Genomic DNA, 26,469 nt, shown 5'->3' with positions numbered 1-26,469 from the left:
GATTCCTTCATGATCAGAAGGTCTTCGCCATTGAGCTTGACTTCGGTACCCGACCACTTGCCGAACAGGATGCGGTCGCCGGCCTTGACGTCCAGCGGGACCAGCTTGCCAGCTTCGTCACGAGCGCCGGAGCCGACGGCGATGATCTCGCCTTCCTGCGGCTTTTCCTTCGCCGTATCCGGGATGATGATCCCGCCGGCGGTCTTGGATTCGGATTCGACCCGGCGAACGACCACGCGGTCATGCAGCGGCCGGAAATTCGACTTTGCCATTTTTGGATGTCCTTGGTGCGGATGTTGAACGGTTCTCCGTTGCCGGAGCGTGCTTAGCACTCAGCGGAAGCGAGTGCTAACGCGGCAATGAGATAAGCCGCATGCTCCTGCTAGTCAAGACGAAAGAGCAAAGAGCAAAGAGAAAAGAGCAGACAGCAAAGAGAAGAGAGCAAAGAGCGTGTAAGCATCGAGCCTTTTATGTGAACAATGTCGGGTATCAGACATACATGGGGCGGCTCACCCTTTGTATTTGAGCTTTATTCAGATGGCACGAATGATGCAACAGGTGATGCATTTGATCTCATCCAGAGGCTCGCACGGGGTCGTGCTGCGTCAGCTCGGTCATGTCGAGCTTCAGAAGGCCATTTTGGCATTGGTTCTGTTGCCCTATTCCCATTCATGACCAGTCCTGCGCGCGTGAGCCGGCCGGCTAGATTCCAACCACGAGAGCGCCGCCGCTGAGACCCGCACCCGCCGCCGACAGAAGGATTTTCTCTCCAGGCTGGAATGGCTCCGTCTGGTTGGCGAGCGAGAGCGACAGCGGGATCGTCGCGGCCGAAGAGTTGCCGTATTCGGCAATCGTCTTGACAATTGCTTGGTCCGCGATGCCGAGGTTCCTCCCGACCGCGTCGAAAATCCGAGTATTGGCCTGATGGGGCACGAACCGGCCGAGATCGTGTGGCCGCACTCCGGCAGCGGCTAGCGCGCTTATTGAGCAATTGGTCATCATCTCGACGGCCTTTGCGAACACTTCGCGGCCGTCCGTCATCCTCATTCGGGTTTGCGCGAGATCGAGGTCACCGTGGAACGGCTTGTTGCTTCCTCCTGCGGGAATCTGGATCAGCCCGTATCGCGAGCCGTCCGAAGCCACCGAGGCACCGAGAATGCCCCGATCAGCATCATCGCACTGACCGATCACCAGGGCGGCGGCGGCATCGGCAAACAGGACCGAGCTTGCGCGCTCGGCTGGATTGATGCGGCGGCTGAGGATATTGGCGGCGATAACAAGGCTCGCTTTGCCGTGCAGGCGGGTAAATCCGTCCGCAAACATCAGCGCATAGATGAAGCCGGCGCAGGCGCCTGTCAGATCCACCGCGCCTGCGCTGCCAAGGCCAAGCTTGTGTGCGACCAGCGGCGCGCTCGGCGGCAGAAGATGGTCGGGCGTCGAGGTGGCAAGCAACAGCAGACCGATGTCGTGGCGCGCAATACCGGCGTTCGCCAGCGCCATGTCGCCGGCCTGCGCAGCAAGACCAGACAGCGTGTCTTCGTCGGTTGCCCAGAAGCGCGACCGTATCCCGGTACGCCTTTCGATCCAGCCTGGATCAAGACCGAGATTGCTCTCGATTTCGGCATTCGCCACCTTTCGCCCAGGCGCATGATGGCCAAACCCGAGAATGCGCGACGACTTGCTCATGGCCTGGACCCGAAGCGTTCGCCCGCCTCCTCAATGGCGTCATAGAGTCGCTCGAGCTCGTCGCCGGTGATGCAATAGGGTGGCAGAAGGTAGAGGACATTGCCGAGCGGGCGCACAAGTAGCCCTCGCTCGAGGAAGAAAGCGCGCAGTTTCGGTCCGATCTCGGCGAGATAACCTGCGGAACCGGTTCGCAGGTCGAGCGCCGCGATCGTGCCGGTCGCCCGGCAGTCGGTGAAGAAGCTGTTGTCGCGAAAGCGTCGAAGCCCGGTGGCCTGCATTGCGCTCAAGGCCGCAATGCGCTCGGCCACCGGCTCGTCCCGCCAGATCTCGACATTGGCAAGTGCTGCCGCGCAGGCAATCGGGTTGGCAGTGTAGGAGCTCGAATGGAAAAATGTCTTCTTCCGGTCCTCGGAATAATGAGCCTGGAAGATGGCATCGGTGGCAAGCGTTACGGCCAGCGGGATGGCGCCGCCGGTCAGGCCTTTCGAGGTGCACAGGATATCTGGAGAGATCGATGCCTGCTCGCAGGCGAACATGGTTCCGGTCCGCCCCCAGCCGGTCATCACTTCGTCGGCGATCAGCAGCGTGCCGGAGGCCTCAGTGATCTTCTTCAATTCGGCCAGAACTGAAGCCGGATACATCAGCATGCCGCCGGCGCCCAGCACCAGCGGCTCGACGATTAAGGCTGCGGCTCGTCGATCGCGGGTCACAGCCTCAAAACGATCCAGCGTCTCTTGCTCGCGCCCCGCTGCCGGAAAGGGGATGGTGGCGACCTCGAACAGCAAGGGTTCGTAGGCGGCGTTGAACACGCCACGCGCACCGACGCTCATCGTGCCGATCGTGTCGCCATGATAGCTGTGATCCATGACGACGATGCGCGAGCGTGGGGCGCCGATGTTGCGGAAATAACCGAGCGCCATCTTCAGCGCTACTTCGACCGAGGTCGAGCCACTGTCGGAATAGAACACCCAGTCGAGTCCAGCGGGAGCGAGGCCGACAAGCGCCTTGGCCAAGCGCTCTGCCGGCTCGTGCGTGAAGCCCGCAAAGATAATCTGGTCGAGGCTCGACGCGGTTGTCTCGATTGCCTTCATGATGCGGGGATGGCGGTGGCCATGTGTGACGACCCACCAGGAGGAGATGGCGTCCAGGATGCGGGCGCCGTCGGCCCTGCGGAGATAGGCGCCTTCAGTCCGGACGATTTCTGGGATCGCAGGCTCGAGCGCGTGCTGGGTGAAGGGATGCCACACATGAGACTGCGACATCAGTCACCTCCAGTAATCGAGGCGAAGGCGAAGCCGGCAATCATTGCGTCCCTCAGTGTCTTGCCGGTCAGCAGATCGAGGTGCGGCAGCCTGCCGAGCTGCGGCGCACCGCTGAATTCCACGATGGTCCGTTGCGTATCGGCCATCTCATCGCCGATGAAAGCGATGCCGGCCAACGGGATGGATCGGGCGCGGAGCGCCTCGATCGAGAGCAAGGTGTGGTTGATGGTGCCGAGCGTGGTGCGGGCGCACAGAATAACGGGCAGCCGCCATTCAGCGAAGATGTCGATGAGCCTTGTGCGCCGGTTAAGCGGCACCATCAGGCCGCCGGAGCCTTCGATGACGAGCGGCGTCGGTAGGACGGGAAAAGCAAGATCGGCAGCCTTGATCGCCACGCCGTCGATCTCGGCCGAACGATGCGGCGACAGCGGGCTCCGCAAGCGGTAGGCTTCCGGCAGCACGCGCTCTGAGGGCAAGCCGGCAAGCCGCGCGACCACCTCGCTGTCGGTCTCGCCGTCGAGGCCCGATTGCACCGGTTTCCAGTAAAAGCCGTCGAGCAAACCGGCGAGCCCAGCCGCAAACACGGTCTTGCCAACTCCCGTGTCGGTTCCGGTGATGACGATGCGTTGGGTCATACCGCCTCCGGTGATGTTTGGGCCAACACCTCGACCAGCGCCTCGACCATGGCGGAAATGTCGGCTTCGCCGATATTGAGCGTCAGTGAGATGCGCAGCCGCGACGTGCGCACGGTCGGAGGACGAATACCGCGTATGTCGAAGCCGCGGGCCTGCAGGCGCGCCGCCACTGCCATGGTGCGCCTGATATCGCCGATTACGAGGGGCTGGATCTGCGAGCCGCTGGGTATCACGCCGCAGCGCTCGGCCAGCTGGCGGCCGGCGAGGGCAACGCGTTCATGCAGCTGAACACGCCGCATAGGCTCGTCGGCGAGCATTGCGAGTGCTTCGCGCACTGCCACTGCCATCAGCGGCGATGGCGCGGTGGCGTAGATGAATGGCCGGCAACGGTTGATCAGATACTCGCACAGTGTCCTCGGCCCGGTCACGAGCCCACCAGATGCGCCGAGCGCCTTGCCGCAGGTGTGGAGCGCGACGATGTTGTCGCGGCCCTCGAAAGCGGCGGCAAGCCCCCGGCCGTCCGGTCCCCAGACGCCGGTCGAATGCGCCTCGTCAATGACGATGAATGCGCCGTGCCGATCGGCAAGCGCGACCAGGCTCTCCAAAGGCGCGCAGTCGCCATCCATGCTGTAAAGGCTCTCCACCGCGATCCAGACGCATCCCATGCCGCCTGCGGCGCGCCAACGTGTGATCGCATCCTCAACAGCGGTGGCATCGTTGTGCGCGGCCAGCACGAACTGTGCGCGCCCGGCCTGCGCACCCTCATGCATGCTGGCATGGGCGAGCTCATCGAGAACCAAAAGATCGCCCTTCCGCGGCAGGGCGCTCAGCAGAGCGAAGTTGGCGATGTAGCCGCTGCCGAAGAACAGCGCGCGGTCGGCTCCAAAGAATGCCGCCGCGTCTGCCTCGAGCTGCTCGTGTTCCGGTGCATTGCCGCGCAACAGCCGCGACCCGGTGGCGCCAACCGGCGTGCCCCGCGCAATCGCCGCCACAACAGCATCGCCAAGTCTCCTGGACGAGGCCAGCCCGAGATAGTCGTTCGACGAGAAATCGAGACCTGCGCGCGGCGCAAGCGTCCGCAGCCGGTCCTTGCAGGCCAGTCCCTGCAAGGTCGCGTCATAGCGGGCAAGCGGTGCCCCGTTCATTGCGCCTCGAGTTCCATCGGCTCAATGCCGAGACGGCGGAACAGAAGGCTATCCTTGTCCTCACCGGGATTGTCCGCCGTCAGCAGCGTGTCGCCGACGAAAATCGAGTTGGCACCGGCAAAAAAGCACAGCGCCTGCATCTCGTCGGTCATGGCGGTGCGGCCGGCGGAAAGACGCACATGCGATTTCGGCATCATGATGCGCGCCAGGGCGATCACGCGCACGAATTCGATCGGCTCGATGGGCTTGGCTTCGGCAAGCGGGGTGCCGGCGATCGGGATCAGCATGTTGATCGGGACGCTTTCCGGCGGCTCGGGTAGGTTCGCCAGCGTCACCAGCATGTCGATCCGGTCCACCGGATCTTCGCCCATGCCGACAATACCGCCGCAGCAGACCTTGATGCCGGATCGACGAACCTGCTCAAGCGTGTCGAGCCGCTCGGCATAGCCGCGCGTGCTGATGATCTCGCTGTAGTAGCGTTCCGACGTATCGATGTTGTGGTTGTAGTAGTCGAGGCCCGCCTGCTTCAGTCGAGCGGCTTGCTCAAGATCGAGCATGCCGAGCGTCATGCAGGTCTCCATGCCCAGCGCCTTGACGCCTTCGACCATCGCCACCACCGCATCCATGTCGCGCGCCTTGGGGTTTCGCCAGGCCGCGCCCATGCAATAACGCGTGGCGCCGGCATCACGCGCCTTGGTCGCCTCGGCGATGACGCGCCGGACCTCCATCAGCTTCGACGCCTTCAGGCCGGTTTCGTGACGCGCCGACTGGCTGCAATAGCCACAATCCTCCGGGCATCCTCCCGTCTTGATGCTGAGCAGCCGGCTGAGCTGGACCTTGTTTGGATCGAAATTCTGGCGGTGCACCGTTTGCGCCAGGAAGAGGAGATTGTTGAAGGGGGCATGGTAAAGTGCCTGAGCCTTCTCCAGGGTCCACGCTCCGGGGTCAGGGGATTGAGCCTGTGGCGATGTCTGCGTTGAACTTGCCGTTTGCATGTCCATGCTGTTCCTCCGGTCTGTCTTGCGGGGTCTTTGCTATCTGACTGTTGACGATCGGAGAGGACAGTTGACCCAATCCTGACTCAGACAATCATGAGCCCCGATGGTCGAGGCCGATATCCAGGATCGGCGCGCTGTGGATGAGTCGGCCGACCGAAATCAGATCAACGCCGGTCGCGGCAACCGCCCGCGCTGTATGGGACGTGATCCCGCCAGAAGCCTCGGTGATAGCGCGGCCACCGACCATTGCGACGGCGCGGCGAAGATCGGGGAGGGACATGTTGTCGAGCAGAACCGCATCGGGAGCGAAGCCAAGTACCTCCTCCAACTGGGCCAGAGTATCGACCTCGACTTCGATCTTGACGAGATGACCGGCCGCTCTTCGTGCTCGCTCGAGTGCTGGGCGGACGCCGCCTGCGATGGCGATGTGGTTGTCCTTGATCAAAATTGCATCGTCCAGACCGAAGCGGTGATTGGACCCGCCACCTGCGCGCACGGCATACTTTTCGACTGCCCGCAATCCGGGCGTCGTCTTGCGGGTGCAGACGATCTTCGCGCCATACCCACGAACCGCAGCGACGATCGATGCCGTTGCCGTGGCGATGCCGCTCAGATGGCACAAATAATTGAGTGCCGTCCTTTCGGCTGTGAGAATGGCCCGGGCCGGGCCAACCACTGATGCAATGATCTCTCCATCCACGACATTGCAGCCGTCTGCGCGCTCCACCGAGATTTCGACAGCAGGATCAATCAAGTGGAAAGCGAGCATCGCCAGATCGAGGCCGGCGACAACTCCGGACTGTCGCGCCACCAACACGGTTCCCGCTTGGTATTCCTTCGGGACGATGGCCTGCGTGGTCAAGTCGCCGGCTCTGCCAAGGTCTTCAAGAAGCGATGCCCGTACAAGCGGCTCAAGCATGACCGTGGGAAGCGGTGAGAGCCTCATCACTTTGCCCCTTCCAACTTTGGCGAGTGTCCGAGTTCGCGCGCAGCGCCCAAGGCGGCTTCGAGCGTGATTTCGGACCGTCGGGCGGCAGTCGCATGATGAGGAAAATCTGTCCGGTAATGAGCGCCGCGGCTTTCTTCGCGCAACAAGGCGGCAACCGCGATCATTAGCCCGACAGCCGCCGGATCCGAGACCGCATCCTTGCTTTCGGCGAGCGGCAATAAGGCACGCGCGGCTGCTTTCAACCCTTCACCGTCCCGGACGATGCCGAGTGCGCGCGACAGGAAAACACGCACGGGTATCGGAGCGGGCGGTGGGTAAACGTTGGCAAACGCAGGCCTTGTTCTGCGCGCAGGCGTCCCGGCGACACTTTCAGCGACCCAGCGGGCGCACACGATGGCTTCTGTCAAGGAATTGCTGGCGAGCCTGTTGGCGCCATGCAGTCCTGTCGAAGCGACTTCGCCGCAGGCCCACAGCCCCTTGACGGAGGTTCTGCCGGAGCTGTCCACTGCAACGCCACCCATGTGGTAGTGTTGGGCCGGCCGAATGGGGATGAGATCGCGGGCGGGATTGATGCCCGCTCCACGACAGGCTGATGCGATTGTCGGGAAATGTCGAGCGAATGCCGGGCCAGGCCGTTGTCGGGCGTCGAGAAAAACACGGTGGCCGTCCGCAAGATGGTTCCACACGGCCCGGGCCAAGACATCGCGAGGCGCAAGTTCCGCCCCTGGCACGCTCTGGAGAAAAGCCTGGCCGGTTTCATCGATCAGGGCAGCACCTTCGCCTCGGACAGCCTCGCTCACCAGCGCCATAGGGCGTTCCGGGCCGTCAAGCGCGGTCGGGTGGAACTGGATGAATTCGAGGTCGGCTAGGACAGCTCCAGCGCGGGCCGCAAGTGCAAGGCCTTGTCCGCAACTTCCCCAAGGGTTCGTGGTGTCGAGAAACAGTCCCCCGATGCCACCGGTGGCGAGGACGACCCGCCGTGAGCCGAAGAAGAAAGGTCCGATCGAACAGCTCGCCCAGACGCCCCGGATCGCATTCTCTCGCACGGCCAGCCGGCGCGCTTCCACGCCCTCCACGACAACTATCGACGGAGTGGAACGCACAGCCGCGATCAGGGCACGCATGATCTCACGCCCGGTGCCGTCCCCATGCGCATGAACGATGCGACGTCGGCTGTGTGCGGCCTCCAATCCGAGGCACAGTGATCCTTTCGGCGTGCGGTCAAAGGGAACCCCAAAGGCCGCAAGCCCCTCTATCGCCTTGGGCGCGGCTTGGAGGATGCGGCTCGCCACGTCTCTGTCGCAGAGACCATCCCCGGCAGCAAGCGTATCGGCCAGGTGCATTGCCGGATCGTCGTCTTCGCCGAAACTTGCAGCCAGACCCCCCTGTGCCCAGGTGCTCGAATTGTCAGCTCCCAGCAGCGACCTTGACAGAAGAAGCACCGGCTCCGGCGACAGTTGAAGCGCGGTCATCAGTCCGGCGATGCCGCCGCCGATGATGATGGGACGCCCGAAGAAGCTGCGGAGGTCGGCGCTCAAACTGCCAGCATCCGTTCGACCGCAAGCCGCGCGCGCCCGGCGATCCCGGGTTCGATGGTTACGACATGGTGGTTCTGCTCGAGCGCCGTGCGGATGTTGGCAAGCGTGATCCGCTTCATGTGCGGGCACAAATTGCAGGGCCGGATGAACTCGACCTCTGGGTGCGCTAACGCGACGTTGTCGCTCATCGAGCATTCCGTCATTAGCACGACACGTGGCGGCCTTTGCCTGTCGACATAGTCGGACATGGCAGCCGTCGAGCCGGAAAAATCTGCTTCAGCCACGACGCCGGGCGGGCATTCGGGATGGGCGAGCACGACCACGCCGGGATGGCTTTCGCGCAACTCGCGGATGTCGGCCGGTGTAAAGCGCTCATGCACCTCGCAATGCCCTTTCCAGGCGATGATCTGCACATCGGTCTGGGCGGCGATATTCTGGGCCAGATATTCGTCCGGCAGCATGATCACCCGGAGAACCCCCAGGGATTCGACGACCGCCTTGGCGTTGCCGGATGTACAGCAGATATCCGACTCGGCTTTCACTTCGGCCGACGTGTTTACATAAGTAATGATCGGAACGCCGGGATAACGCTGGCGCATCAAGCGCACGTCTTCTGCCGTGATTGATTCCGCCAACGAGCAACCGGCGCTGAGATCCGGAATGAGCACGGTCTTGTCCGGATTAAGGAGCTTGGCCGTTTCGGCCATGAAATGGACGCCGGCCAGCACGATGACTTGCGCCTCGATCGTCGCAGCCGTGCGGGCTAATGCCAAGCTGTCGCCGACGATGTCGGCCACGCAATGGAAAATCTCGGGCGTCTGATAGTTGTGCGCCAGGATGATGGCGTTGCGCTCGCGCTTCAGTGCAAGGATCGCCTCGATATCGTCGACGAAAGCCGGCCATTCGATCGGCGGGATCACTCGCCGGACGCGCTCGTAGAGCAACGCGGCCGCAGGCAGCATGGCGCTCATCAACCCCCTCCCGCTTATACTCTAATTGAAAATAACCAGCATATACTTGCTGTGAGTATAAGGGATGTCAACCCCGCGCCAGCGGCAATTTTGTCCCGGCGATGAGCCTATCGTCGAGAACGGCGTGGCGGAAACGGAAAAGCTTCGCTGGCCGGCCGCCGGTCTCAGTGGTGGCCTCTCCGGTCTCCTCGACCAGTTCCTGCTGTTCGATCAGTCGGCGAAAGTTCGGCTTGTGGATGAGCCTGCCGGCGAGCGCCTCCACGGTTCGCTGCAGCTGCAAAAGCGTGAAGACCGTCGGCATCAGCTCAAAGACGACCGGCCGGTATTTGATCTTGGAGCGCAGCCGCGCAATGCCGGTCGCCACGATGCGGCGATGATCGGCGACCATGGACTTGCTGGGCACCAGCGGAGGGGGCGCCCCGTCCCGCCCTCTTACGGCCTCTTGGACCAAGCCTGCTTCGTAAACCAACTCATAGCGTTGCAGCGTGAGTTCCTCGTTCCAAAGGCGGTCGTCGAAGCCAAAGGCTATCGTCGCCCGCTGCCAGCGTTCACGTCGCGTGGCCGCATCGCGGACGCCGTTTGCCCATTCAATCAGGCGTGGTCGCAGAACATCCAGCACGACCGGAGGCGTGCCGGAGCGATGGTCCTCCCATGGAAAATATTCATACCAACTCTGCCATCCGCACTTGGGCGGGCCCGCTGCCTGTTCCTTGCGGGTCAATGCAAGATAGCTGATGGAGATGACGCGCTGCTGGCGCTCGGCGCCGATGCGATCCCGATCAGCGAACGTGTAGAGTTGCTCAATGTACCCCAGCCGATGGCCGGTCTGCTGCTCGACCCACCCCCTCAAGCCGGATTGCAGCGATCGGTGCTCAAGCGCAAAGGGACCGGAGGGCAAGGTGTCCGCCTGGCCGATGGTGAGCACACAGGGTTCACTGTCGTTTACGGCGACCACAAAGGCGATCAGGTCCACTTTGACGTCGTCGGCATTCACGGCGGCTCTGTCTTTCCTGAGTCGTATTGCCTGATCGTCCATGTTCGCGAATTGGTCTGCCAGCTCGGGGGGGCACCTTAATCGATTTAGTGTAAGCGCGCCTGTCGGCACGTCAACACCCCACAGCTGCACGGCCATTTTTTAGCTCTTCGCACCTGCACAAAAATGTGCGAAAGGCGACACCCGCGGTAACGTAGGGGAAGGAGGATCCATTGAGCGCGTTTGGTGATACCAAGGCGATCACACCGCCGGATATTCGTTCGCGCAAAGGTGGGACGCCGCTCGTCTGCCTTACCGCCTACACCACCCCAGTCGCCCGGCTTGTCGATCCCCATTGTGATGTGGTGCTCGTCGGCGACAGCGTCGGCATGGTTCTCCACGGCCTGCCCTCGACGCTCGGTGTCACGCTGGAGATGATGATCACGCACGGCCAGGCGGTGCGCCGTGGCATCAAGCAGGCGCTGATGGTCGTCGACCTGCCGTTCGGTTCCTACGAGGAAAGCCCAGAGCAGGCTTTCCGAAATGCTGCGCGCGTCATGGCGGAGACCGGCTGCACGGCCGTCAAGCTCGAAGGCGGCGAAACGATGGCAGAGACGATCGGCTTCCTCGCCGCACGCGGCGTGCCGGTCATGGCTCATGTCGGCTTGACGCCGCAGGCCATCAACGCCATCGGTGGCTACCGCGTGCAGGGCAGGGGCGGGGATGCCGAGCGCATCAGGCGCGACGCACTTGCCGTGAGCGAAGCGGGCGCCTTTGCGGTCGTCCTGGAGAAGGTTCCTGAGGCGCTCGCCCGCCGGATCACGGGGGAGGTGGCGGCCCCGACCATTGGCATCGGTGCCTCGGCAGCCTGTGACGGCCAGATTCTCGTCGTCGACGACATGCTGGGCCTCTTCGGCGACTTCCGACCCAAATTCGTCAAGCGCTATGCTGAACTGGGGGAGGCGGCTGCGGCTGCGATCGCTTCCTATGCGCACGAGGTGAAGGAGCGCCAGTTTCCGGCCGCCGAGCACGTGTTTGCCGATGCGCCCACGCCCGCCGACACGCAAGCCACCAAAAGCGGAGAAGCAGCGTGAGCGTGCCGATCGTCAGGAGCGCTGACCAGCTTCGCGAAATCGTCGCCGCATGGCGCCGCGAGGGCGTGAGGATTGCCGTGGTGCCAACGATGGGCGTCCTGCATGAGGGCCATCTCAGCCTGGTGCGCGCTGCACTCGAGAAGGCAGACCGTGTGATCGTGACGCTCTTCGTAAACCCGAAGCAATTCAACAGCCAGGCCGATCTTGCCGCGTATCCGCGCACCGAGGACGAGGATGCCGCCAAACTGGCACCGCTTGGCGCGCACCTGCTTTATGCGCCAGATGCAGAGGAGATGTATCCGGCGGGCTTCGCCACCACCGTTTCGGTGTCCGGTGTCAGCGAGGGCCTGTGCGGTGCCTTCCGGCCGGGACATTTCGATGGCGTGGCGACCGTCGTCGCCAAGCTCTTCCTGCAGACCAGCGCTGACTTCGGCTTCTTTGGCGAAAAGGACTTTCAGCAAATTCACCTGGTCAGGCGCATGGCCCGGGATCTGGATATTCCAATCACCATTGTTGCCTGTCCGACAGTCCGTGAAGCCGACGGTCTTGCGCTATCATCGCGCAATGTGCGGCTCTCGCCAGCGCAACGCGCTGTTGCTCCCAAGCTATCATCGGTCCTGCTCAAGACGGCTGAGTGGCTTGGGCGCGGCTCACCCGTCCTGCCAACGCTTGCAGAATCTCGCGCAGCAATTCTGGCTGCAGGCTATCGCGAGGTCGAATACCTGGAACTTCGCGAGGAGGCAGATCTGCACCCGATGACAAGCCTTGATCGACCGGCACGGTTGCTTGTCGCGGCCTGGCTCGGCGGCACACGCCTCATAGACAACGTCAGACTATTTCGGATTGGTTCAACAGATTAGCCACGTTCTCGGCACGCGCTGTATCCGTCCGGGATCGTTTAAAACAAGGTCTCTGCCTGGCATTGAGCGAACGGAGGTTACGCACAGGGCAAATGCATCGCGTGTTTGAGAACTTCGTCGAGCAACTGTCTGCAAGTGTTGATGCTGCCGATCTCTGTGAGGCAATGGCCTCCGCTGCAGCCGGCTTCGACTTCCCGCTATTCGCCTATTTCACTTACCCGTCGGCCTCCGGCGACGCCCCCCAATTGATTTCAAACTATCCTTCATCCTGGACATCACGTTATCTGCAACAGCGGTACCATAGTCTCGATCCTGTCATCCTGCGCGGGCTGCAAGGCTGGGATACATTCGATTGGGGTGTGGATCGCGCTCGGCACTGTCTGCCGAATTCGCAGCAACAAATTCTGGAGAGTGCGGCTGAGTTTGGCATCTGCGGCGGCCTGACGATGTCCATGCATGATCATCTCGGCCGGTTTGCTGCCTTGACCTTTGCTTCCGACGAGTCCCGTCCGCTTCTGTTGCGGTCACTGGCACGTTACGAAAAAGCATTGCAGCTGGTGGCCATCAACTTTCATATCCACGTCCGGCGCAGGCTCGCCGATGATCGCGTGGTGGATGGTGTAACGCTCACCCCGCGGGAGTTCGAGTGCCTGAAATGGGCGGCGCGCGGCAAGTCGGCTTGGGATATCAGCCAGCTTCTCGGCGTCTCAAAGCGCACCGTGACTTTTCACTTGGAAAACGCCAAGGCAAAGTTTGGCGTTCGAACGATCAACCAGGCCGTTGCACGCATGGCTGCCTCCGGCCAGACGAGATCCTGATTCTTCAGCCACGATACCTGTAAACCTCTACAGGCTGCATCGCTGTCAGCTTTGCCCTTCGATGGCGGGAACACATCCCACATGGAGGCGACCATGATGCAACTGATAACACCAGACTTTTACAACGAGTTTGCAGGCGAACTCAAAGAGATGCACGGGCTCAGGTTTCGGGTGTTCAAGGAAAGGCTCGATTGGGAAGTTGATACCGAAGACCAGATGGAATCCGATTCGTTTGATGCTCTGAAGCCCGTCTATCTGCTCCTCAAAGGATCGGACTGGCGAATTCGCGGTTGCGTGCGTCTTCTGCCCAGCACCGGACCCACAATGTTGCGCGACACCTTCCCGGTGCTGCTGGGTGCTGACGTCGTGCCCTCGACCACCGACATATGGGAGAGCAGTCGTTTCGCGCTCGATCTTCCTCCGTCGGCGCCCAAGGCTGCGGGCGGGCTGGCCCAGGCGACCTACGAGCTCTTCGCGGGCATGATCGAGTTCGGCTTGGCCAAGGATCTGACCCGGATAGTAACGGTGACGGATACGCGCATGGAGCGGATCCTCCGCCTGGCTACGTGGCCATTGTCGCGCATCGGAGAACCCAAATGCGTCGGCAAAACGGAGGCGGTGGCTGGGTTTCTCGAGATTTCCCACGCGAGCCTTTTGCGCATCCGCAGCAGGGGACGTCTGATTGGACCGGTACTGTGGCAACCGGTTCTAGGCCCGTCGGCATAGCGCCATAGTGGACACCTGAGCCATGAAGGATGCTGGTCTGTCCAAGGAAGCGACGGTCGGCCTTGTATGCTGGCCGGACTGGCGTCGCCACGACGCTTACCACTATGCCAGACGATTGCCACGCACTGGCTGGGCCTGGGAGTTTCTTCGGCGCAATCCACAATTCCAGCGCGACCACGCCAAAATGGCACCGTCCGCCTGCATTGTCGGACCCCAAGGCGACATGCAGATAATCGAGTTGACGACAGGATCAGCTCTCCTAAGACAATGGAGCCTTCTTTTTCGCCGACGCGCCACTTTCGGACGCTACATCGGCGAGGGTCTTTTGGGATCCGCGCGATTGCGCCTGTATTCTACGAGCGGCCGCGGAGCCGCTTGGGCTCGACCACGATTTTGAACCGCTTCACCTTTCTTCGCTCTCATGCTGCAAGGACATCCTGCTGACAGCTGCGGGCGTGCAGCACGTGCTGCTGAGGGAGAACTGCCGGAGTCTGCAGATCGCCGTTTCCGGTGCGTCCGTCCTCCGCCCGTTGCGGCTATATGTCGACGCGATCGTTCAGCCGCAGCACCTCAAGTTCCATGTCGCTGCCCTTCAGTTCTTGAACCACGTCAATGGTTGCGCCCGCCTGTCAGCTGCTTGCTTTCCGCCGGAACACCGCGGAGCGCGTCTGCGTATCGTACTCCAGGCTTTGGATGGCTCGCTTGCCGGAGCATCTCATCAGGAGGTCGCCATTGCCTTGTTCGGGACAGGCCGCGTCGAAGAAGATTGGCGTCATCCAGGTGGCCATCTTCGCGATCAGGTACGTCGCGCCATCCAGCGTGGCCGCTACCTGATGGGCGGCGGCTACAGACAGTTCCTGAGGTAATTGGGGTGGTTGCGATTGTCTTATTCGAACGCGCAACCTCCATTTCTGAGTGCAATTGTGCGTTGCACAAAACGTGGCAAGCGCCTAGTTCTTCCGCGGCGAAGCACTGGGACCCAACCTTCGTCGATGAGTGCATTCATGCCTTGAGGATCCCGATGACCGTTATGAACCCCGACAAAGCCGGCGCGGCAAGCCTTGAGACGATCGCGCGAAACGGCAGCATGCTGCGTCGCATAGCCGTACGCATTCCGACCTACCTGTCGGATATTCGCGAGAACCCGGCGTGGCTGCCCATGTTCATGTTGGCGCGCACCATGCCGGCACGGAGAATGCACTGGCGTGGTGCAAAGCCGGTCCGAAGGTCGCAAAGAGCCCAGGACACGATGTTTGCCGGTATCAATTGCCAGGACGTTGTCGACGCGCTGCGGATGGATGGGCTTTTTCCCGGCCTCGTCCTGCCAACAATGGTGGCTGAAGATGTAGCCGCATTCGCCAGGTGCACACCTTGTTTCGGCAATTTCGATCGCCGACTCGAATTCATGCCGGCGGAGCATGCGGAGGCTGAGGCGCGGTTTGGCCGTCCGTTGCTCAGCGGTCATCATTTCGAGCGCATTCTGGGCTGTAACTCGGCCGTTGCCATCCAAAACGATCCGCTGCTCATGGATATTGCCGCGCACTATCTCGGCGGCCAGGCGACGCTGACCACAACGCGCGTCTGGTGGAGCTTCCCGACCGGCCAGGCGTCGGACGCCGACAAGAACCTGGCTTCGCTCGGCAAATACCACTTCGATCTGGACGACTGGCGGATGCTGAAGGCGTTCTTTTTCTATCTGGTGCCCGTCGACGAGGGGACCGGCCCGCATGTCTATGTCCGCGGAAGCCATGATCGCCGCGCCCTCAAGCACCAACTTACGCTTGTCGTTAGCCATCCCGCGCAAGAGATTCTGGACGTGTACGGCAAGCAGAGCCCGGTCACGCTGACCGGCGAGGCCGTTTTCGGTTTCGTCGAGGATCCGTTGGGTTCCATATGGGCACCGTGCCGGCGCACAGGCCACGGCTGATGATGGAAGTTGGCTTCGGGGTTTCTCCTCGATCACGCCGCCGCTTCCATGGCCTGATTTCGAAAAGTCCCGAAACAGCCTTCCCGTGAGGCAAGATAAGGCTATGCCGCCAATCGATCTGTTCGGCGCCCAAAGCGGTTGTCCGCACATGCCTTGAACTGGGCTGGTGCAATGAGTCTCGCCATTGCTCCAACCAGCGCATGAATGCCTGCTTAATCGAGGTTAGACGGCAGTGCGCCCCAAGATCCTCCTCGATATCGCCTCAGATGCTCTTCGAAAACCTCCTTTACGGACCGAGTCATCTCGGGTCCCCTTTGCAGTGGCCGGAAGGTGGTGCACAGCCGTATCGTGCTTCGGAATCCTGAATGGATGCGAGGGGCGGTTTCCCTGGGGCGGCGCATGCAGCGGTGCCGGCATGACAGCTTCGTCTTGGATCTGATGCTCGGCAACGTCGGCGGTGAAGGCTCTGTTTAGGCGGCTTACCCGGACATGGCCTCAATGCAGGAGATCGGCCATCTCCCTGTTCGAGCACATTCATTGGCGATCAGGCGCCTGCGGCCAAGGCAGTTGGCTGATTAGCCGAGCGTATTCGGCTTCAGCCCTGCCATACGACCCGTCAGCCAGCGCAATCAGACGCGTGCGATCAAGGATAACGACCTCTCCTCGCATCGATCGTATCAGACCTTGCCCCTCTAACATTTGCAGCGCTATGGTGACGCCGGGCCGCCTGACACCGAGCATGACTGATAAGAACTCGTGCGTAATCGCCAAGCGGTTTCCGTCGACGCGATCATCACACATCACCAGCCATCTTGAGAGCCTATCGACGATGTTCATCCGGGCATTGCTGAGCGCGGTGAAGCTTGCCTGGAGGTGAAAGTAGTGAACGTAGCGGAGCAGAAAAGTTCGCAGGGTTGGGCTTGTCAAAAGCGCCTTGGTGAAGAGGCCCGCGTCGATAACAAAGGCGCGAGCTTCTAATTGCACGTAACAATCGTGCGTTGATCGGTCATCGCCCATGATAAGCGCTGAGCCGGTCATGCCCTCACAACCAATGATTCCGATCTCAGCTTCAATACCAGGCCGCAGTTCGCCCACCACTGACCCGAGACCGCTCTCGAAGAAGTACACGGTTCTGATTGGTGACCCCGCCACTTCGAGATGCGTCTTCAGTCCAAGGGAGACGCTTTCCAAGTGAGGTTGCAGCAATGCCAAATCTGCCGAGCACATTCGAAGCAGCAGCGAATTGCGATAGATGGAATTTTGGCGGGTGTCGCGTTGCGCGGCAGTGTGAGTTTGTGAACTGGAGTCTGTCATAGCTCCCTCTCCCTATTGGGGCGGAAGCATGTTGATCGCTCACAGCCGACGGACGCCCTTAGAGTTGCCGTCGATGGCACACTGTATGCCTGCGAACCCCGGATGTCCCATTTTTTTGATTAACTGCCTTGACCGGCGCGAGCCAAGGTTTGGCGCGCCCGCGCTAACACGGCATTCAGATACCCAGACCTTACGGAGGCCTCACCGCACAGGGCGGTGCGCACTCCGGCTCGACGACGGCTGTCGAAATCAGACTGCTGTGGATGCACTACCATTGACCGGTACTAGGATTCTCGACCTCGCCGATAAGCTCGTCTGTACAGCAAGCGGCCTTCCTGCCTCCCAATATCAAAAGTCAAACCCGTCCGCAGATGCATATGCCTGGCAGCATGTGTCGGTCTTTGGCCACGCATCTGCGACACCGAAATCAAGTAGCCCGCCATGGCGCGACCCTCAATCTTCCACTTCAGGGAGCCTGCCCTGCCATTCAAGGTCAGTCAGCACTTCGGCCTCCACAGTCATATTTTCCGCGAATTCACCGGCATGTTCGGCGAGAAGCTTTCTCGCCGCGACGACCGCTGAACGCTTTCCTTCGCACTTCTCGTGGAACCTGGCTACGCTCTGGCCTACGTGGTCGCCGTTCCATTTTATTACGCCCACTATGGCATACCAGACGCCTTTCCCGGTCCTGCGACGTCGCAGAATTTCGAGTCGCTGATCTGCCAACTGGGCGATGGCTTGGTAGAGAAGTTCGTGCTCCGGGCGGTCGGCACCTCTCGAACGAGCCTCATGGGCAAAGCCCTTCAGGCTAGGCTCCTTAAGTTGAGCTACTGCGTGCGAAATCTTCCACAGATTTGCGGTAGCCTCGTCGAGTGCGTGCCGAGCATCATAGGTAAGCGGCGGTCGCTTCACCGAAACCCCCTGCGCGGATCTAATCTTGTCCGACTTCACCTTCGGCCAGATGTCTGCGGCAATCCTGTCGAGTTCGGCCTTGCCCACTACCCAGCGGTGCTCCTCCTCAGCCCTCTTCTTGGAGAGCTTTGGCTGAAGTGCCACCACCGTTCCCTTGTTGTCGGAATCATTGAAGGTGGCGCTCATATCGCTAGTCGACCGTGTGAGGCCTTTTCGGATATCGCCCGCAGCATCGAAAACCCAATAGGCTCCTCGGGCATCTAGAATCCGATTCGGCGCGGTGCCTTCGTTCTCAACTATCACCGAGACGACCCGCTGGCGTGTGCCGGCGTATTGCGGGAGAGCGTCCTTTCCGAAGATCATTCCCTCTACAAGCCGCCGCGATAGCCGCAGAGGTTCGCTGTTCTCCGGGAATATGTAATGACGACTGGACACCCGGCTTCGCTCCTTCGATCGCCGAAACGCGATGGCACATTCATGGTAGGCGGCTGTCTAAAGATTGCAGTATCAAAACTCATTGGCAGCATTTGATCAACTATCGCTCACGCTGCTGGATACGAGCAGCTGTCGCACTTCGCCGGAGACAAATAAGTCAACCGCGAATTGACTGTGAGAGGGATGAGTCCCAATTGGGTGATGCCTGACACTGGTGGAAGGCGAAACTGAGGGTGACTGGAAGCTCAGCAATGCCCATGAAATTGGGCAGCTGGTGCTGGTCCGGCGCTATGACGTCAGACGATGGTATCTGCCGAATGACCTGGGGAACCTTCGGGGACGTCGAGGCCGACGTGGTCGGAAGCAAAATGAGTTACAGGCGGTGCGGCAGGAACGAGTATATGCAAGCTGAGACGCCTGTCGCCGTCGCCGCGTTCTAGGCCGACGTTCTCCGCATTCCGAGGCCTGGTGAGCGATACGGGTGCGCCTGAGTGTCAATGGCGCATTAGCAAAGGCCTGGCACATGATTCACCGCCGTGCGAGCTGATCGAAACTGGTTTGCTGGATTGCATCGTAATAGCGCCGCCCACCAGGAAACATTTTTCTATCGTTTGCGGTTAGGGCCGCATGGCGCGCTTGTCGGACGCAACAAGCCAGCTTGGGCAATAGGCAGCTGGCAATCCACACCGTTCTCCCTACTGCAATCCCTAGCCCCGAACGAGACCGCCATGCCGTCACCTCCCGATTTCGCCGACGATTTTCGCGCCGGGCTGATCACGCTGCTGCACTGGCAGGGATGTGCGGCGCTTCGAGCCGACGGCTCTGCCGGAGGGCAAGCTGGAACGGCTGCTCGAGCTCGCCAGCATTGCGCCCTCCGTTGGCCTCAGCCAGCCCTGGCGCTTCCTTGGGCTCGGTCGCATAACCATGCCGGCGACCATCGACTATTCGGCCGTCATGGCGGTGCACACACTGTGGCTAGCGGCGCGGGCGGAAGGCATCGGCATGGGCTGGGTGTCGATCCTCGATGCGACCGAGATGGCCGAGATTCTCGACACGCCGCCCGAGTGGACGCTGATCGGTTATTTCTGCCTCGGCTAGCCTGCGAGGAGCACGACATGCCCACCTTGGAACGCGAGGCGGCCGCCGGTGGTAATCAGCGGTAGGGGGGTGCCCATCACTTCGTCTCTTCCCTGGCGATGAGCTTGACGCAGATCGGGTCGCCCTTCGCCATCGGGGTACATTGCCATTCCGGACCGAAGCCGAAGTTCGTGTTCTTGCCAAGGCCAGGAAAGAGCACTGACAAACCGGACCGCAGCGAAGATGGCGCTGGCGGCAACCGGGCTGAAGCCGGGCATGGAGGTGGTCGACCTCTGCTGCGGCGACGGCTGTGCCGATCGCCACGGTCGCCCGCCATGTCGTCGCCATAGACATCGACGCCGACCAGCTGGAGGCCACGCAGCGCCGCTACCGGCGCCGGCGTGACCAATTGCGAATTCGTCGCCGGCGACGCCTATGAACTCGCTACTCTGGTGTCACGCCCCGTCGACCTCGTCTTCATGGCCAACGCTTTCCATGGCGCCCCGGACCGACCGCGGCTGGCACGTGCCGTGCGCGAGGCGCTCGCCCCCGGCGGGCATTATGCCATCGTCAACTGACACCGGCGCCGCGCGAGACGACGACGGTCCTGGGCGAGCCGCGCGGCCCGCGAAGCGAACTCAGGCTGTCGCCGAGACAGACCATCGCCGATGCCGAAGTCGGCGGCACAATGCTTCTACATGCCGGACTGCCTGACTAGGGCTCGCAGGCCGGTCGTCCGTCCACTGTCCAAGGCCTGCTGGCCGTTTCTGAGGCCGTGATCCTGCCGCGGGTGAGTCTGGGATTCTCATAAGAGCGTCAGGCGCGAATAGAACTTTAGGTCCCCACAGCAGCCGACCTATCCATGGGGTGGATGGTAGTGATCACTACAATCAATTGTACCAATATCATGGAATACTACTACAAGGCCGCCACTTAAAGCGGCCGGATGGGTATCCGTCTCGCGTGGGCTGATGCTGCCTGCAAAAATGCGGAGACGAACATGTGCGGGATTGTTGGCATCGTTGGGCAACAGCCGGTGTCGGATCGGTTGATCGGCGCGTTGAAGGGTTTGGAATATCGCGGCTATGATTCCGCCGGCGTTGCGACGATCATCGACGGTGCCTTGCACCGCCGGCGCGCCGAGGGCAAGCTCGTCAATCTCGAGAGGCGACTGAAGGAAGAGCCGCTGAGCGGCAAAGTCGGCATCGGCCACACGCGTTGGGCAACCCACGGGGCCTCGACGGAACGCAATGCTCACCCGCACTTTACCGACGGTGTCGCCGTCGTCCATAACGGCATCATCGAGAATTTCACCGAGCTGAAGGACGAATTGGCGGCGGATGGCGCCGAGTTCCAGACCGACACCGACACCGAGGTCGTTGGGCATCTCTTGGCAAGATACCGCCGCGAGGGCATGAGGCCGCAAGAGGCCACGCGTGCCATGCTGAAACGCGTCAGGGGCGCCTATGCGCTTGCCATCCTCTTCGAAGATGAACCGTCGACCATCACGGCGGCTCGCAACGGACCACCGCTGGCGATCGGTCACGGCGACGGCGAGATGTTCCTGGGCTCCGACGCGATCGCTCTTGCGCCCTTCACCAATGAAATTACCTATCTCATGGACGGCGACTGGGCCATTGTCGGCAATTCGGGCGCCCATATCTTCGATATCGACGGCCATCCCGTCGAGCGTCCGCGCCATATCTCCACGGCCGCGGCCGATCTGGCCAACAAGGGCAGCCATCGCCATTTCATGGAGAAGGAAATATACGAGCAGCCCGAGGTCGTCGCCCATGCTCTTCGTCGTTACATCAACATCATAGAGGGTCGCGACATGGTTCCTGGCATCGATTTCGCCAAGGTTCCGAGCTTGGCGATCTCTGCCTGCGGGACCGCCTATCTGGCCGGACTGATCGGAAAATACTGGTTCGAGCGCTATGCGCGCCTGACGGTTGAAATCGACGTTGCGTCTGAATTCCGTTACCGCGAGATCCCTTTGCCGCCGCAGTCCGCGGCTCTTTTCATTTCGCAATCCGGCGAAACCGCCGATACGCTTGCATCGTTGAGGTACTGCAAGGAGCGTGGGCTGAAAATTGGCGCTATCGTCAATGCCTGCGAATCGACCATCGCTCGGGAGGCCGATACGGTCTTCCCGATCCTTGCCGGACCGGAGATCGGCGTCGCCTCTACCAAGGCTTTTACCTGCCAGCTTGCCGTTCTAGCCGCACTCGCCATCAGCGCCGCCAGAGCCCGCGGGACCGTCCCCGAAGGCGAGCTGCAGGCACTCGTCAGGAGCCTCGCCGAATTGCCGCGCGTCATGGGCCAGGTACTCAACAGCATCCAGCCGGAGATCGAGTTCTTGTCGCGCGAACTGTCAAAGTGTCGTGACGTCCTGTATCTCGGCCGTGGCACCAGTTTCCCGCTAGCGATGGAAGGAGCGCTGAAGCTCAAGGAGATTTCCTACATCCATGCCGAAGGCTATGCAGCGGGTGAATTGAAGCACGGGCCAATCGCATTGATAGATGAGAACATGCCGGTGATCGTCATCGCGCCCCATGACCGCTTTTTCGACAAGACCGTCTCCAACATGCAGGAAGTGGCTGCCCGTGGAGGGCGGATTATCCTCATCACCGATAAAAATGGGGCAGCCGCATCGAAACTCGACACCATGCACACGCTCGTGCTGCCGGTAGTCGACGAGATTATCGCGCCAATGATCTTCTCGCTGCCGATACAGCTTCTTGCCTACCACACGGCGCTCTTCATGGGGACAGATGTAGACCAGCCGCGCAATCTCGCAAAATCGGTCACGGTCGAATGATTGTGAACCTGTACAGATGGCGAAGCTCTCGATGGAAAGCTACCCTTTGTCTGGATCCGGATGAAAACCAGATGACCAGTGTTTGCTGGAATTTGGAATCCCTTTTTTCGGCAGGTCGATCGGGGCACAGGCCGATCGAGCTTCCTAGAGCCGACGTTAGCACGCAGCCGGGGGCTTTCAAGAGTGGGTCTTTCGCTCCCCCGCCGGTGGAGATTGGCCGAAGGAAGCAGTGTCCGTACCGGGAGTTCGAGTTGGTGTTCAGAGTTCCAGGGGCCCCTCCTGAGATGGCCTGATCGGCTGTAGCGCATCCGACCTGCGATCCTTCGCGAATAATTCTCGCCGTTGGCTTTCTTGATTAGAAGGAGGTGAGCCGCCATATTCCGACCCAGCTCCTAATTCAGGCGGCCCATTCCATGGATGAGGCCGGTCCGGCTGAATGGACGTCCATTTTTTGATTTGCTTGGTCTGCGCCGCCGGGGGGGGTATCTCCCGAGGGAGCTCCCATGTTCTTGGAGATGTTTATGAACGATTCGCGCATTCCCGAACCAGTCTTGACGGCTATGTCGCAGGGGACCCACATCGTCCGCGCTTATCGTGAGCACCTTGGGTATTCGATCGAGGACCTGACGGTCGCGAGCGGGCTTGCCGCTGAGGAAATTCAAAACATCGAGCGAGGTCTGAGGTACAACAAGGGATATCGGGATCGGATAGCGAGATCGCTTTCCATACCTGTGGGAATCCTTGAGGCAGAGTCGCACATTTCGGACGCCGCCTGATCAGTCGGATGATCCGCAATGGGTGGACTACCGCTCTTGTGATGTGAAGCTTGCGGCTGATTGTAGACGCTGATTCCGTTGGGATGCCTCTGGCGCAGTACCGCCAAGAGAATCTCGTCAACTTTCCGATGCAGGAACCCTTCACATGGGCTCGCGAACAACAACGCGATATAGCCGCCCGGAGTGCTACGAAACGTGCACGAGGGCATCGGCTCGCGACGAAGGATTGTAACGGCGAACTCTTGGTAGTTCGGCGAGGCGATGCTGGCGCTTGAGCATCAACTCGGCCTACGAGAGTGGCTACTCCTAGGCTGAATCGGCCAACATGGCCGGCATCGCGCCGCTCTGAAAATAACATGGCGGGCATCCTGACGTTTCCGGGTTGACTATGGGTGTTCGAACCACGAAAAGGGGCCGCTCTTCGTGAGTGGCGTGCGCCGGCAGTCTAACCCCAAGCCCCCCCGCCCAGGCTGCCGGCGCGCTTCTAGAAAGATCGAGGTAGGCACTCGCTGCGCTCTGCCCGCCGACACCTTGTGCTTCCTCCAGCGAGTCCAGCGGACCACCATGGGTGTTGCAGTTCTGGTGCTTACCCACGTCCATTTGCGATCTCGGGTCATTGAGAGTACCGCAAGCACCCTCTCTGCTGGACGGCAACGCGGCTCGCGCCGCCCGTATGCAGCGCAAGCTCCATGCATGAGGTCGTCCCTTCAAAATACTTGATGCAGCTGCGCTTGCGTAGCTCCTTGCATGCGCTCGATGCCAGGAGGAGACCTCTGTCTACGCTCGCATCGATGCAACGCCGTTGATCACCATCATCGCGGCGACCGCTTCGCGGGGGCCGCAGCCGTTTTGGAGCATGACGATCATGCCGGCGCCATCGCAGTGACGCACATGCAAAATTCACAGATGCATTCTCGCCCAATGCTAGGTGCCCAGCATATGTCCGGCATCCCGCAACGCGGCTACGAAGAGACGGGCATTGCCGTTGGCATCCATCTTGGCCTGCATCGACAGGGGCATCCTGTGCCAGCTCTCCAAGGACGCAATGTAATGTGAGAACATACCGTTAACGATGCAATAGTGGGTAACTAGGCCGTGTACATCCAACGCCAGCACGCCGAATTGGCCGCCGTGATATCGGATGGCTGCGACCCGCTGGACCTGCGCGTCACCGTCGATCCGCACGTCGAAAAGCAGGATGCCGCGGCTCCTGGTGGCTATCTCGGCGGCTTTTTCAGCGAAGCTCAACGAGAGCGAGCGGACGCTTTCGACTGCCATCTGTAAAACCATCAAGTTCAGTTCATCCACTGACATAAGGTACCTGTGCGCAAGACATGGGTGATTGCAATCGACCACACCGCTTGTTCACAGATGTCGGCTCATCACCGGTTATTCAGGGTTTGCCGGTCATCTTTGCGGCAAGCCATCCGGGCTCCTTGTACCCTGCAACCGTTGCAGTGGCGTCCCTCGGCGCTCGGAACCGCCAGGCTCTGCTCGTCGAGAACTTTGTCCGCGAGCAGCGTTCGCTTGAGCATTCCGCTGAAGCGTGACGTCTCACCAGTCCGTGTCCTTCCAGCTCACCGCGAGGGCGTTTTGCGCACCGCACGCAAGCGCACGAAACTGGTCTCCGTTCACTTCACAAAATGGTTTTCCTGAAGTACTGGAGCGCAGAGAAATCTCCGGTCGCAGCCTACCCGGTTAAAACAAGGACCCAACGATGAAGACTCTCGTCGTCTGCTCCGGCGGATTGGATTCCGTTACTCTTGCTCACAAGGTGGCAGCGGAGCACCAGCTTACCGGCCTGCTATCGTTCGATTACGGCCAACGGCATAGGAAGGAATTGGGCTTCGCCACCCTTTGCGCGGAGCGCCTGGGCGTCCCGCAGCGAATCATCGATATCCACGAGATCGGCGGCGGCCTTTCCGGCTCCGCGCTGACCGACAATGTGGACGTGCCCGATGGGCACTATGCCGAAGATATGATGAAGGTAACGGTGGTGCCCAACCGGAACGCCATCATGTTGGCCATTGCCTTCGGCCTCGCCGCAGCGCAAGACGCTGACGCGGTGGCGACGGCCGTGCATGGTGGGGATCATATTGTCTATCCCGATTGCCGTCCGGCCTTCATCGATGCTTTCCAGACGATGCAGGACCACGCGCTCGACGGCTACGCGCAGATTCGCCTTTATGCACCCTATGTGAACCTGACGAAGGCGGACATTGTTAGGGATGGAGCCACATACGGCACGCCCTTTGCGCAGACCTGGTCCTGTTACAAGGGCGCCGAGCGTCATTGCGGGAGGTGCGGGACCTGCGTCGAGCGGCGTGAGGCGTTCCACATCGCTGGGCACCCGGACCCAACCGAGTACGAGGACTCCGACTTCTGGCTCGGAGCGCTGCGAAGGACCACCGCGTAATGTTCCGCATCACCAAGGAATTCCACTTCTCAGCCTCGCATCAGCTCACCTCATTGCCACCCGATCACCAATGCGCGCGCCTGCACGGACATAACTACATCGTCGAAGTGGAGCTTTCAGCGGATGGACTGGACGATCACGGCTTCGTGCGCGACTACCACGATTTGGCGCCATTCAAACGCTACATCGACGAGAGCTTCGACCACCGACATCTCAACGACGTGCTGGGACACGAGCAAGTCACGGCGGAATATCTGGCCAGACATTTCTACGACTGGTGCAAGGCACGCCTGAGCGAAACCGCGGCCGTGCGGGTGAGCGAAACGCCGAAAACCTGGGCGGAATACCGGCCATGACCAATACGCATCCCGCAATCCGCGTTAGCGAGATTTTCGGGCCGACGATCCAGGGCGAGGGCGTGCTCATAGGTTTGCCGACGATCTTCGTCAGAACCGGCGGGTGTGACTTTCGCTGTTCCTGGTGCGACAGCCTGCATGCTGTGGACAATCAATTCCGCCATGAATGGGAGATGATGTCCGTCGGCGCGGTGTGGAAAAATGTGCTTGCGCTTTCCGGTGGCCGCCCGCTTATGGTGTCACTGTCAGGCGGCAATCCGGCCATCCAGCCGCTCGGCGCGCTCATCGACCGAGGCCATGGTGACGGTTACCGTTTTGCGCTGGAAACCCAAGGTTCGCTTGCCAGGGACTGGTTTGCGCACCTTGACGTGCTGATCCTCAGCCCAAAGCCGCCGTCAAGCCAAATGACGACAGATTGGGCCGCTGTCGAGGCGTGCCTCCAGGCGGCACAAGGCAAGCCCCAAATCGTGCTCAAGCTCATTGTTTTCGACGAAAGGGACTACGCCTACGCGAAAGACGCCGCTGCGCAATTTCCGCAACTTCCGATCTATCTGCAACCCGGCAATCACACGCCGCCACACCCGGCAAATGATGACGCGCCCGTCGACCTTGACGGAATATTGAAGCGCATGGAGTGGCTGGTTGACAGCGTGACCCGCGACAAATGGTTCGAAGCCCGCGTGCTACCGCAGCTGCACGTTATGCTCTGGGGTAACAAGAGAGCCGTCTAGGCCAAGCCCTTTCCACCGGAACTGCACCGGCATATTCGGGTGAACGGGT

25 protein-coding genes and 2 pseudogenes are annotated in these 26,469 nt (G+C 61.0%); 14 read left to right on the top strand and 13 right to left on the bottom strand.

What is annotated here, in order from left to right:
• From NKJ11_RS28060 to NKJ11_RS28015, 10 genes are all read right to left on the bottom strand, one after another.
• On the bottom strand, positions 1 to 272 hold a 272-nt coding region (locus tag NKJ11_RS28060; protein ID WP_352794784.1), incomplete at its 3' end, for a co-chaperone GroES.
• 430 nt (positions 273 to 702) lie between these two features.
• Entirely contained in the window at positions 703 to 1,686 is a 984-nt protein-coding gene (gene bioZ / locus NKJ11_RS28055) for a 3-oxopimeloyl-[acyl-carrier-protein] synthase BioZ (RefSeq protein ID WP_352794783.1), read from the bottom strand.
• Entirely contained in the window at positions 1,683 to 2,948 is a 1,266-nt protein-coding gene (locus NKJ11_RS28050; RefSeq protein WP_352794782.1) for an adenosylmethionine--8-amino-7-oxononanoate transaminase, read from the bottom strand. The genes bioZ and NKJ11_RS28050 overlap by 4 nt, the downstream gene beginning before the upstream one ends.
• The gene (gene bioD, locus NKJ11_RS28045; protein ID WP_023735844.1) at positions 2,948 to 3,583 is read right to left on the bottom strand and encodes a dethiobiotin synthase; all 636 of its coding nucleotides are present in this window, start codon (positions 3,581 to 3,583) and stop codon (positions 2,948 to 2,950) included. Before bioD ends, NKJ11_RS28050 begins: the two co-directional genes overlap by 1 nt.
• Positions 3,580 to 4,728, bottom strand: a complete 1,149-nt coding sequence (locus tag NKJ11_RS28040; RefSeq protein WP_352794781.1) for an 8-amino-7-oxononanoate synthase — start codon at positions 4,726 to 4,728, stop codon at positions 3,580 to 3,582. Before NKJ11_RS28040 ends, bioD begins: the two co-directional genes overlap by 4 nt.
• On the bottom strand, positions 4,725 to 5,723 hold the full coding sequence (bioB, locus tag NKJ11_RS28035; RefSeq protein ID WP_352794791.1) for a biotin synthase BioB: 999 nt from the start codon (positions 5,721 to 5,723) through the stop codon (positions 4,725 to 4,727). Before bioB ends, NKJ11_RS28040 begins: the two co-directional genes overlap by 4 nt.
• Before the next feature lie 94 nt (positions 5,724 to 5,817).
• Positions 5,818 to 6,672, bottom strand: coding sequence for a carboxylating nicotinate-nucleotide diphosphorylase (nadC, locus tag NKJ11_RS28030; RefSeq protein WP_352794780.1), 855 nt, complete (start codon positions 6,670 to 6,672; stop codon positions 5,818 to 5,820).
• A complete protein-coding gene (locus NKJ11_RS28025; protein WP_352794790.1) occupies positions 6,672 to 8,213 on the bottom strand; it encodes an L-aspartate oxidase in 1,542 nt (513 codons plus the stop codon). Before NKJ11_RS28025 ends, nadC begins: the two co-directional genes overlap by 1 nt.
• Complete coding sequence (gene nadA, locus NKJ11_RS28020) at positions 8,210 to 9,184, bottom strand: quinolinate synthase NadA (protein ID WP_352657669.1); 975 nt, start codon at positions 9,182 to 9,184, stop codon at positions 8,210 to 8,212. Before nadA ends, NKJ11_RS28025 begins: the two co-directional genes overlap by 4 nt.
• A 67-nt stretch (positions 9,185 to 9,251) precedes the next feature.
• Positions 9,252 to 10,220: an NUDIX hydrolase gene (locus tag NKJ11_RS28015; RefSeq protein WP_023735838.1), complete on the bottom strand. Its 969-nt coding sequence runs from the start codon at positions 10,218 to 10,220 to the stop codon at positions 9,252 to 9,254.
• A gap of 170 nt (positions 10,221 to 10,390) precedes the next feature.
• On the opposite strand from NKJ11_RS28015, the gene panB reads away from it, so the two are divergent.
• The 7 genes and pseudogenes from panB (at position 10,391) to NKJ11_RS27980 (ending at position 15,671) form a co-directional block, all read left to right on the top strand.
• A complete protein-coding gene (gene panB / locus NKJ11_RS28010; RefSeq protein WP_352794779.1) occupies positions 10,391 to 11,251 on the top strand; it encodes a 3-methyl-2-oxobutanoate hydroxymethyltransferase in 861 nt (286 codons plus the stop codon).
• Positions 11,248 to 12,111: a pantoate--beta-alanine ligase gene (gene panC, locus NKJ11_RS28005; RefSeq protein WP_352794778.1), complete on the top strand. Its 864-nt coding sequence runs from the start codon at positions 11,248 to 11,250 to the stop codon at positions 12,109 to 12,111. The genes panB and panC overlap by 4 nt, the downstream gene beginning before the upstream one ends.
• A gap of 92 nt (positions 12,112 to 12,203) precedes the next feature.
• Entirely contained in the window at positions 12,204 to 12,929 is a 726-nt protein-coding gene (locus tag NKJ11_RS28000) for a LuxR family transcriptional regulator (protein WP_023735835.1), read from the top strand.
• A 93-nt stretch (positions 12,930 to 13,022) separates the two neighbouring features.
• The gene (locus NKJ11_RS27995; protein WP_023766595.1) at positions 13,023 to 13,655 is read left to right on the top strand and encodes an acyl-homoserine-lactone synthase; all 633 of its coding nucleotides are present in this window, start codon (positions 13,023 to 13,025) and stop codon (positions 13,653 to 13,655) included.
• Positions 13,656 to 13,677: 22 nt separating this feature from the next.
• Positions 13,678 to 14,052: a transcriptional regulator domain-containing protein gene (locus tag NKJ11_RS27990; protein ID WP_350314065.1), complete on the top strand. Its 375-nt coding sequence runs from the start codon at positions 13,678 to 13,680 to the stop codon at positions 14,050 to 14,052.
• A 67-nt stretch (positions 14,053 to 14,119) separates the two neighbouring features.
• Positions 14,120 to 14,521 carry a DUF2285 domain-containing protein gene (locus NKJ11_RS27985; RefSeq protein ID WP_352794777.1) on the top strand — a complete coding sequence of 134 codons (402 nt, stop codon included), beginning with the start codon at positions 14,120 to 14,122 and terminating at the stop codon, positions 14,519 to 14,521.
• 155 nt (positions 14,522 to 14,676) lie between these two features.
• Positions 14,677 to 15,671: pseudogene (locus tag NKJ11_RS27980) on the top strand (hypothetical protein).
• A 445-nt stretch (positions 15,672 to 16,116) separates the two neighbouring features.
• Here the strand turns inward: NKJ11_RS27980 and NKJ11_RS27975 are convergent.
• Both NKJ11_RS27975 and NKJ11_RS27970 read right to left on the bottom strand, forming a co-directional pair.
• Complete coding sequence (locus NKJ11_RS27975; RefSeq protein WP_023766597.1) at positions 16,117 to 16,896, bottom strand: Crp/Fnr family transcriptional regulator; 780 nt, start codon at positions 16,894 to 16,896, stop codon at positions 16,117 to 16,119.
• A gap of 453 nt (positions 16,897 to 17,349) precedes the next feature.
• A complete protein-coding gene (locus tag NKJ11_RS27970; protein ID WP_352794776.1) occupies positions 17,350 to 18,243 on the bottom strand; it encodes a hypothetical protein in 894 nt (297 codons plus the stop codon).
• A gap of 728 nt (positions 18,244 to 18,971) precedes the next feature.
• Here NKJ11_RS27970 and NKJ11_RS27965 point away from each other — a divergent pair.
• The 4 genes and pseudogenes from NKJ11_RS27965 to NKJ11_RS27950 all read left to right on the top strand — a co-directional run bounded on the left by NKJ11_RS27965 (position 18,972) and on the right by NKJ11_RS27950 (position 22,917).
• Positions 18,972 to 19,406: pseudogene (locus NKJ11_RS27965) on the top strand (nitroreductase family protein).
• 315 nt (positions 19,407 to 19,721) lie between these two features.
• Positions 19,722 to 19,898, top strand: coding sequence for a methyltransferase domain-containing protein (locus NKJ11_RS27960; protein WP_023735825.1), 177 nt, complete (start codon positions 19,722 to 19,724; stop codon positions 19,896 to 19,898).
• Positions 19,899 to 20,320: 422 nt separating this feature from the next.
• A complete protein-coding gene (gene glmS / locus NKJ11_RS27955) occupies positions 20,321 to 22,141 on the top strand; it encodes a glutamine--fructose-6-phosphate transaminase (isomerizing) (RefSeq protein WP_352611437.1) in 1,821 nt (606 codons plus the stop codon).
• A 521-nt stretch (positions 22,142 to 22,662) separates the two neighbouring features.
• Positions 22,663 to 22,917 carry a helix-turn-helix domain-containing protein gene (locus tag NKJ11_RS27950; RefSeq protein ID WP_023735822.1) on the top strand — a complete coding sequence of 85 codons (255 nt, stop codon included), beginning with the start codon at positions 22,663 to 22,665 and terminating at the stop codon, positions 22,915 to 22,917.
• 924 nt (positions 22,918 to 23,841) lie between these two features.
• Here NKJ11_RS27950 and NKJ11_RS27945 read toward each other — a convergent pair.
• On the bottom strand, positions 23,842 to 24,231 hold the full coding sequence (locus tag NKJ11_RS27945) for a hypothetical protein (RefSeq protein WP_023735820.1): 390 nt from the start codon (positions 24,229 to 24,231) through the stop codon (positions 23,842 to 23,844).
• A 403-nt stretch (positions 24,232 to 24,634) separates the two neighbouring features.
• Between NKJ11_RS27945 and queC the strand changes: the two genes are divergently transcribed.
• Genes queC through queE form a run of 3 tightly spaced genes read left to right on the top strand, consistent with a single transcriptional unit; the run spans position 24,635 to position 26,420 of the window.
• Positions 24,635 to 25,333 carry a 7-cyano-7-deazaguanine synthase QueC gene (gene queC, locus NKJ11_RS27940; RefSeq protein WP_352794775.1) on the top strand — a complete coding sequence of 233 codons (699 nt, stop codon included), beginning with the start codon at positions 24,635 to 24,637 and terminating at the stop codon, positions 25,331 to 25,333.
• Positions 25,333 to 25,689 (top strand): 6-carboxytetrahydropterin synthase QueD, encoded by a 357-nt coding sequence (gene queD, locus NKJ11_RS27935; RefSeq protein WP_023673552.1) that lies wholly within the window; start codon positions 25,333 to 25,335, stop codon positions 25,687 to 25,689. The genes queC and queD overlap by 1 nt, the downstream gene beginning before the upstream one ends.
• Positions 25,686 to 26,420 carry a 7-carboxy-7-deazaguanine synthase QueE gene (gene queE / locus NKJ11_RS27930; protein WP_023735817.1) on the top strand — a complete coding sequence of 245 codons (735 nt, stop codon included), beginning with the start codon at positions 25,686 to 25,688 and terminating at the stop codon, positions 26,418 to 26,420. The genes queD and queE overlap by 4 nt, the downstream gene beginning before the upstream one ends.
• The last annotated feature ends 49 nt before the right edge of the window (positions 26,421 to 26,469 follow it).

Source organism: Mesorhizobium sp. M0243 (assembly GCF_040321775.1).
Lineage (GTDB): Bacteria > Pseudomonadota > Alphaproteobacteria > Rhizobiales > Rhizobiaceae > Mesorhizobium.
This window is presented reverse-complemented; position numbering and strand designations above follow the sequence as displayed.

Excerpts from the sequence above, each read along its gene's own strand:
- NKJ11_RS27990 (WP_350314065.1), top strand. The coding sequence starts at position 13,678 with ATGAAGGATGCTGGTCTGTCCAAGGAAGCGACGGTCGGCCTTGTATGC.
- queC (WP_352794775.1), top strand. The coding sequence starts at position 24,635 with ATGAAGACTCTCGTCGTCTGCTCCGGCGGATTGGATTCCGTTACTCTT.
- NKJ11_RS28050 (WP_352794782.1), bottom strand. The coding sequence starts at position 2,948 with ATGTCGCAGTCTCATGTGTGGCATCCCTTCACCCAGCACGCGCTCGAG.
- queE (WP_023735817.1), top strand. The coding sequence starts at position 25,686 with ATGACCAATACGCATCCCGCAATCCGCGTTAGCGAGATTTTCGGGCCG.
- NKJ11_RS27945 (WP_023735820.1), bottom strand. The coding sequence starts at position 24,231 with ATGTCAGTGGATGAACTGAACTTGATGGTTTTACAGATGGCAGTCGAA.
- glmS (WP_352611437.1), top strand. The coding sequence starts at position 20,321 with ATGTGCGGGATTGTTGGCATCGTTGGGCAACAGCCGGTGTCGGATCGG.
- queD (WP_023673552.1), top strand. The coding sequence starts at position 25,333 with ATGTTCCGCATCACCAAGGAATTCCACTTCTCAGCCTCGCATCAGCTC.
- NKJ11_RS28015 (WP_023735838.1), bottom strand. The coding sequence starts at position 10,220 with ATGGACGATCAGGCAATACGACTCAGGAAAGACAGAGCCGCCGTGAAT.
- NKJ11_RS27950 (WP_023735822.1), top strand. The coding sequence starts at position 22,663 with ATGAACGATTCGCGCATTCCCGAACCAGTCTTGACGGCTATGTCGCAG.
- bioD (WP_023735844.1), bottom strand. The coding sequence starts at position 3,583 with ATGACCCAACGCATCGTCATCACCGGAACCGACACGGGAGTTGGCAAG.
- nadA (WP_352657669.1), bottom strand. The coding sequence starts at position 9,184 with ATGAGCGCCATGCTGCCTGCGGCCGCGTTGCTCTACGAGCGCGTCCGG.
- NKJ11_RS27975 (WP_023766597.1), bottom strand. The coding sequence starts at position 16,896 with ATGACAGACTCCAGTTCACAAACTCACACTGCCGCGCAACGCGACACC.
- nadC (WP_352794780.1), bottom strand. The coding sequence starts at position 6,672 with ATGAGGCTCTCACCGCTTCCCACGGTCATGCTTGAGCCGCTTGTACGG.
- NKJ11_RS28000 (WP_023735835.1), top strand. The coding sequence starts at position 12,204 with ATGCATCGCGTGTTTGAGAACTTCGTCGAGCAACTGTCTGCAAGTGTT.
- NKJ11_RS27995 (WP_023766595.1), top strand. The coding sequence starts at position 13,023 with ATGATGCAACTGATAACACCAGACTTTTACAACGAGTTTGCAGGCGAA.
- bioB (WP_352794791.1), bottom strand. The coding sequence starts at position 5,723 with ATGCAAACGGCAAGTTCAACGCAGACATCGCCACAGGCTCAATCCCCT.
- bioZ (WP_352794783.1), bottom strand. The coding sequence starts at position 1,686 with ATGAGCAAGTCGTCGCGCATTCTCGGGTTTGGCCATCATGCGCCTGGG.
- NKJ11_RS28040 (WP_352794781.1), bottom strand. The coding sequence starts at position 4,728 with ATGAACGGGGCACCGCTTGCCCGCTATGACGCGACCTTGCAGGGACTG.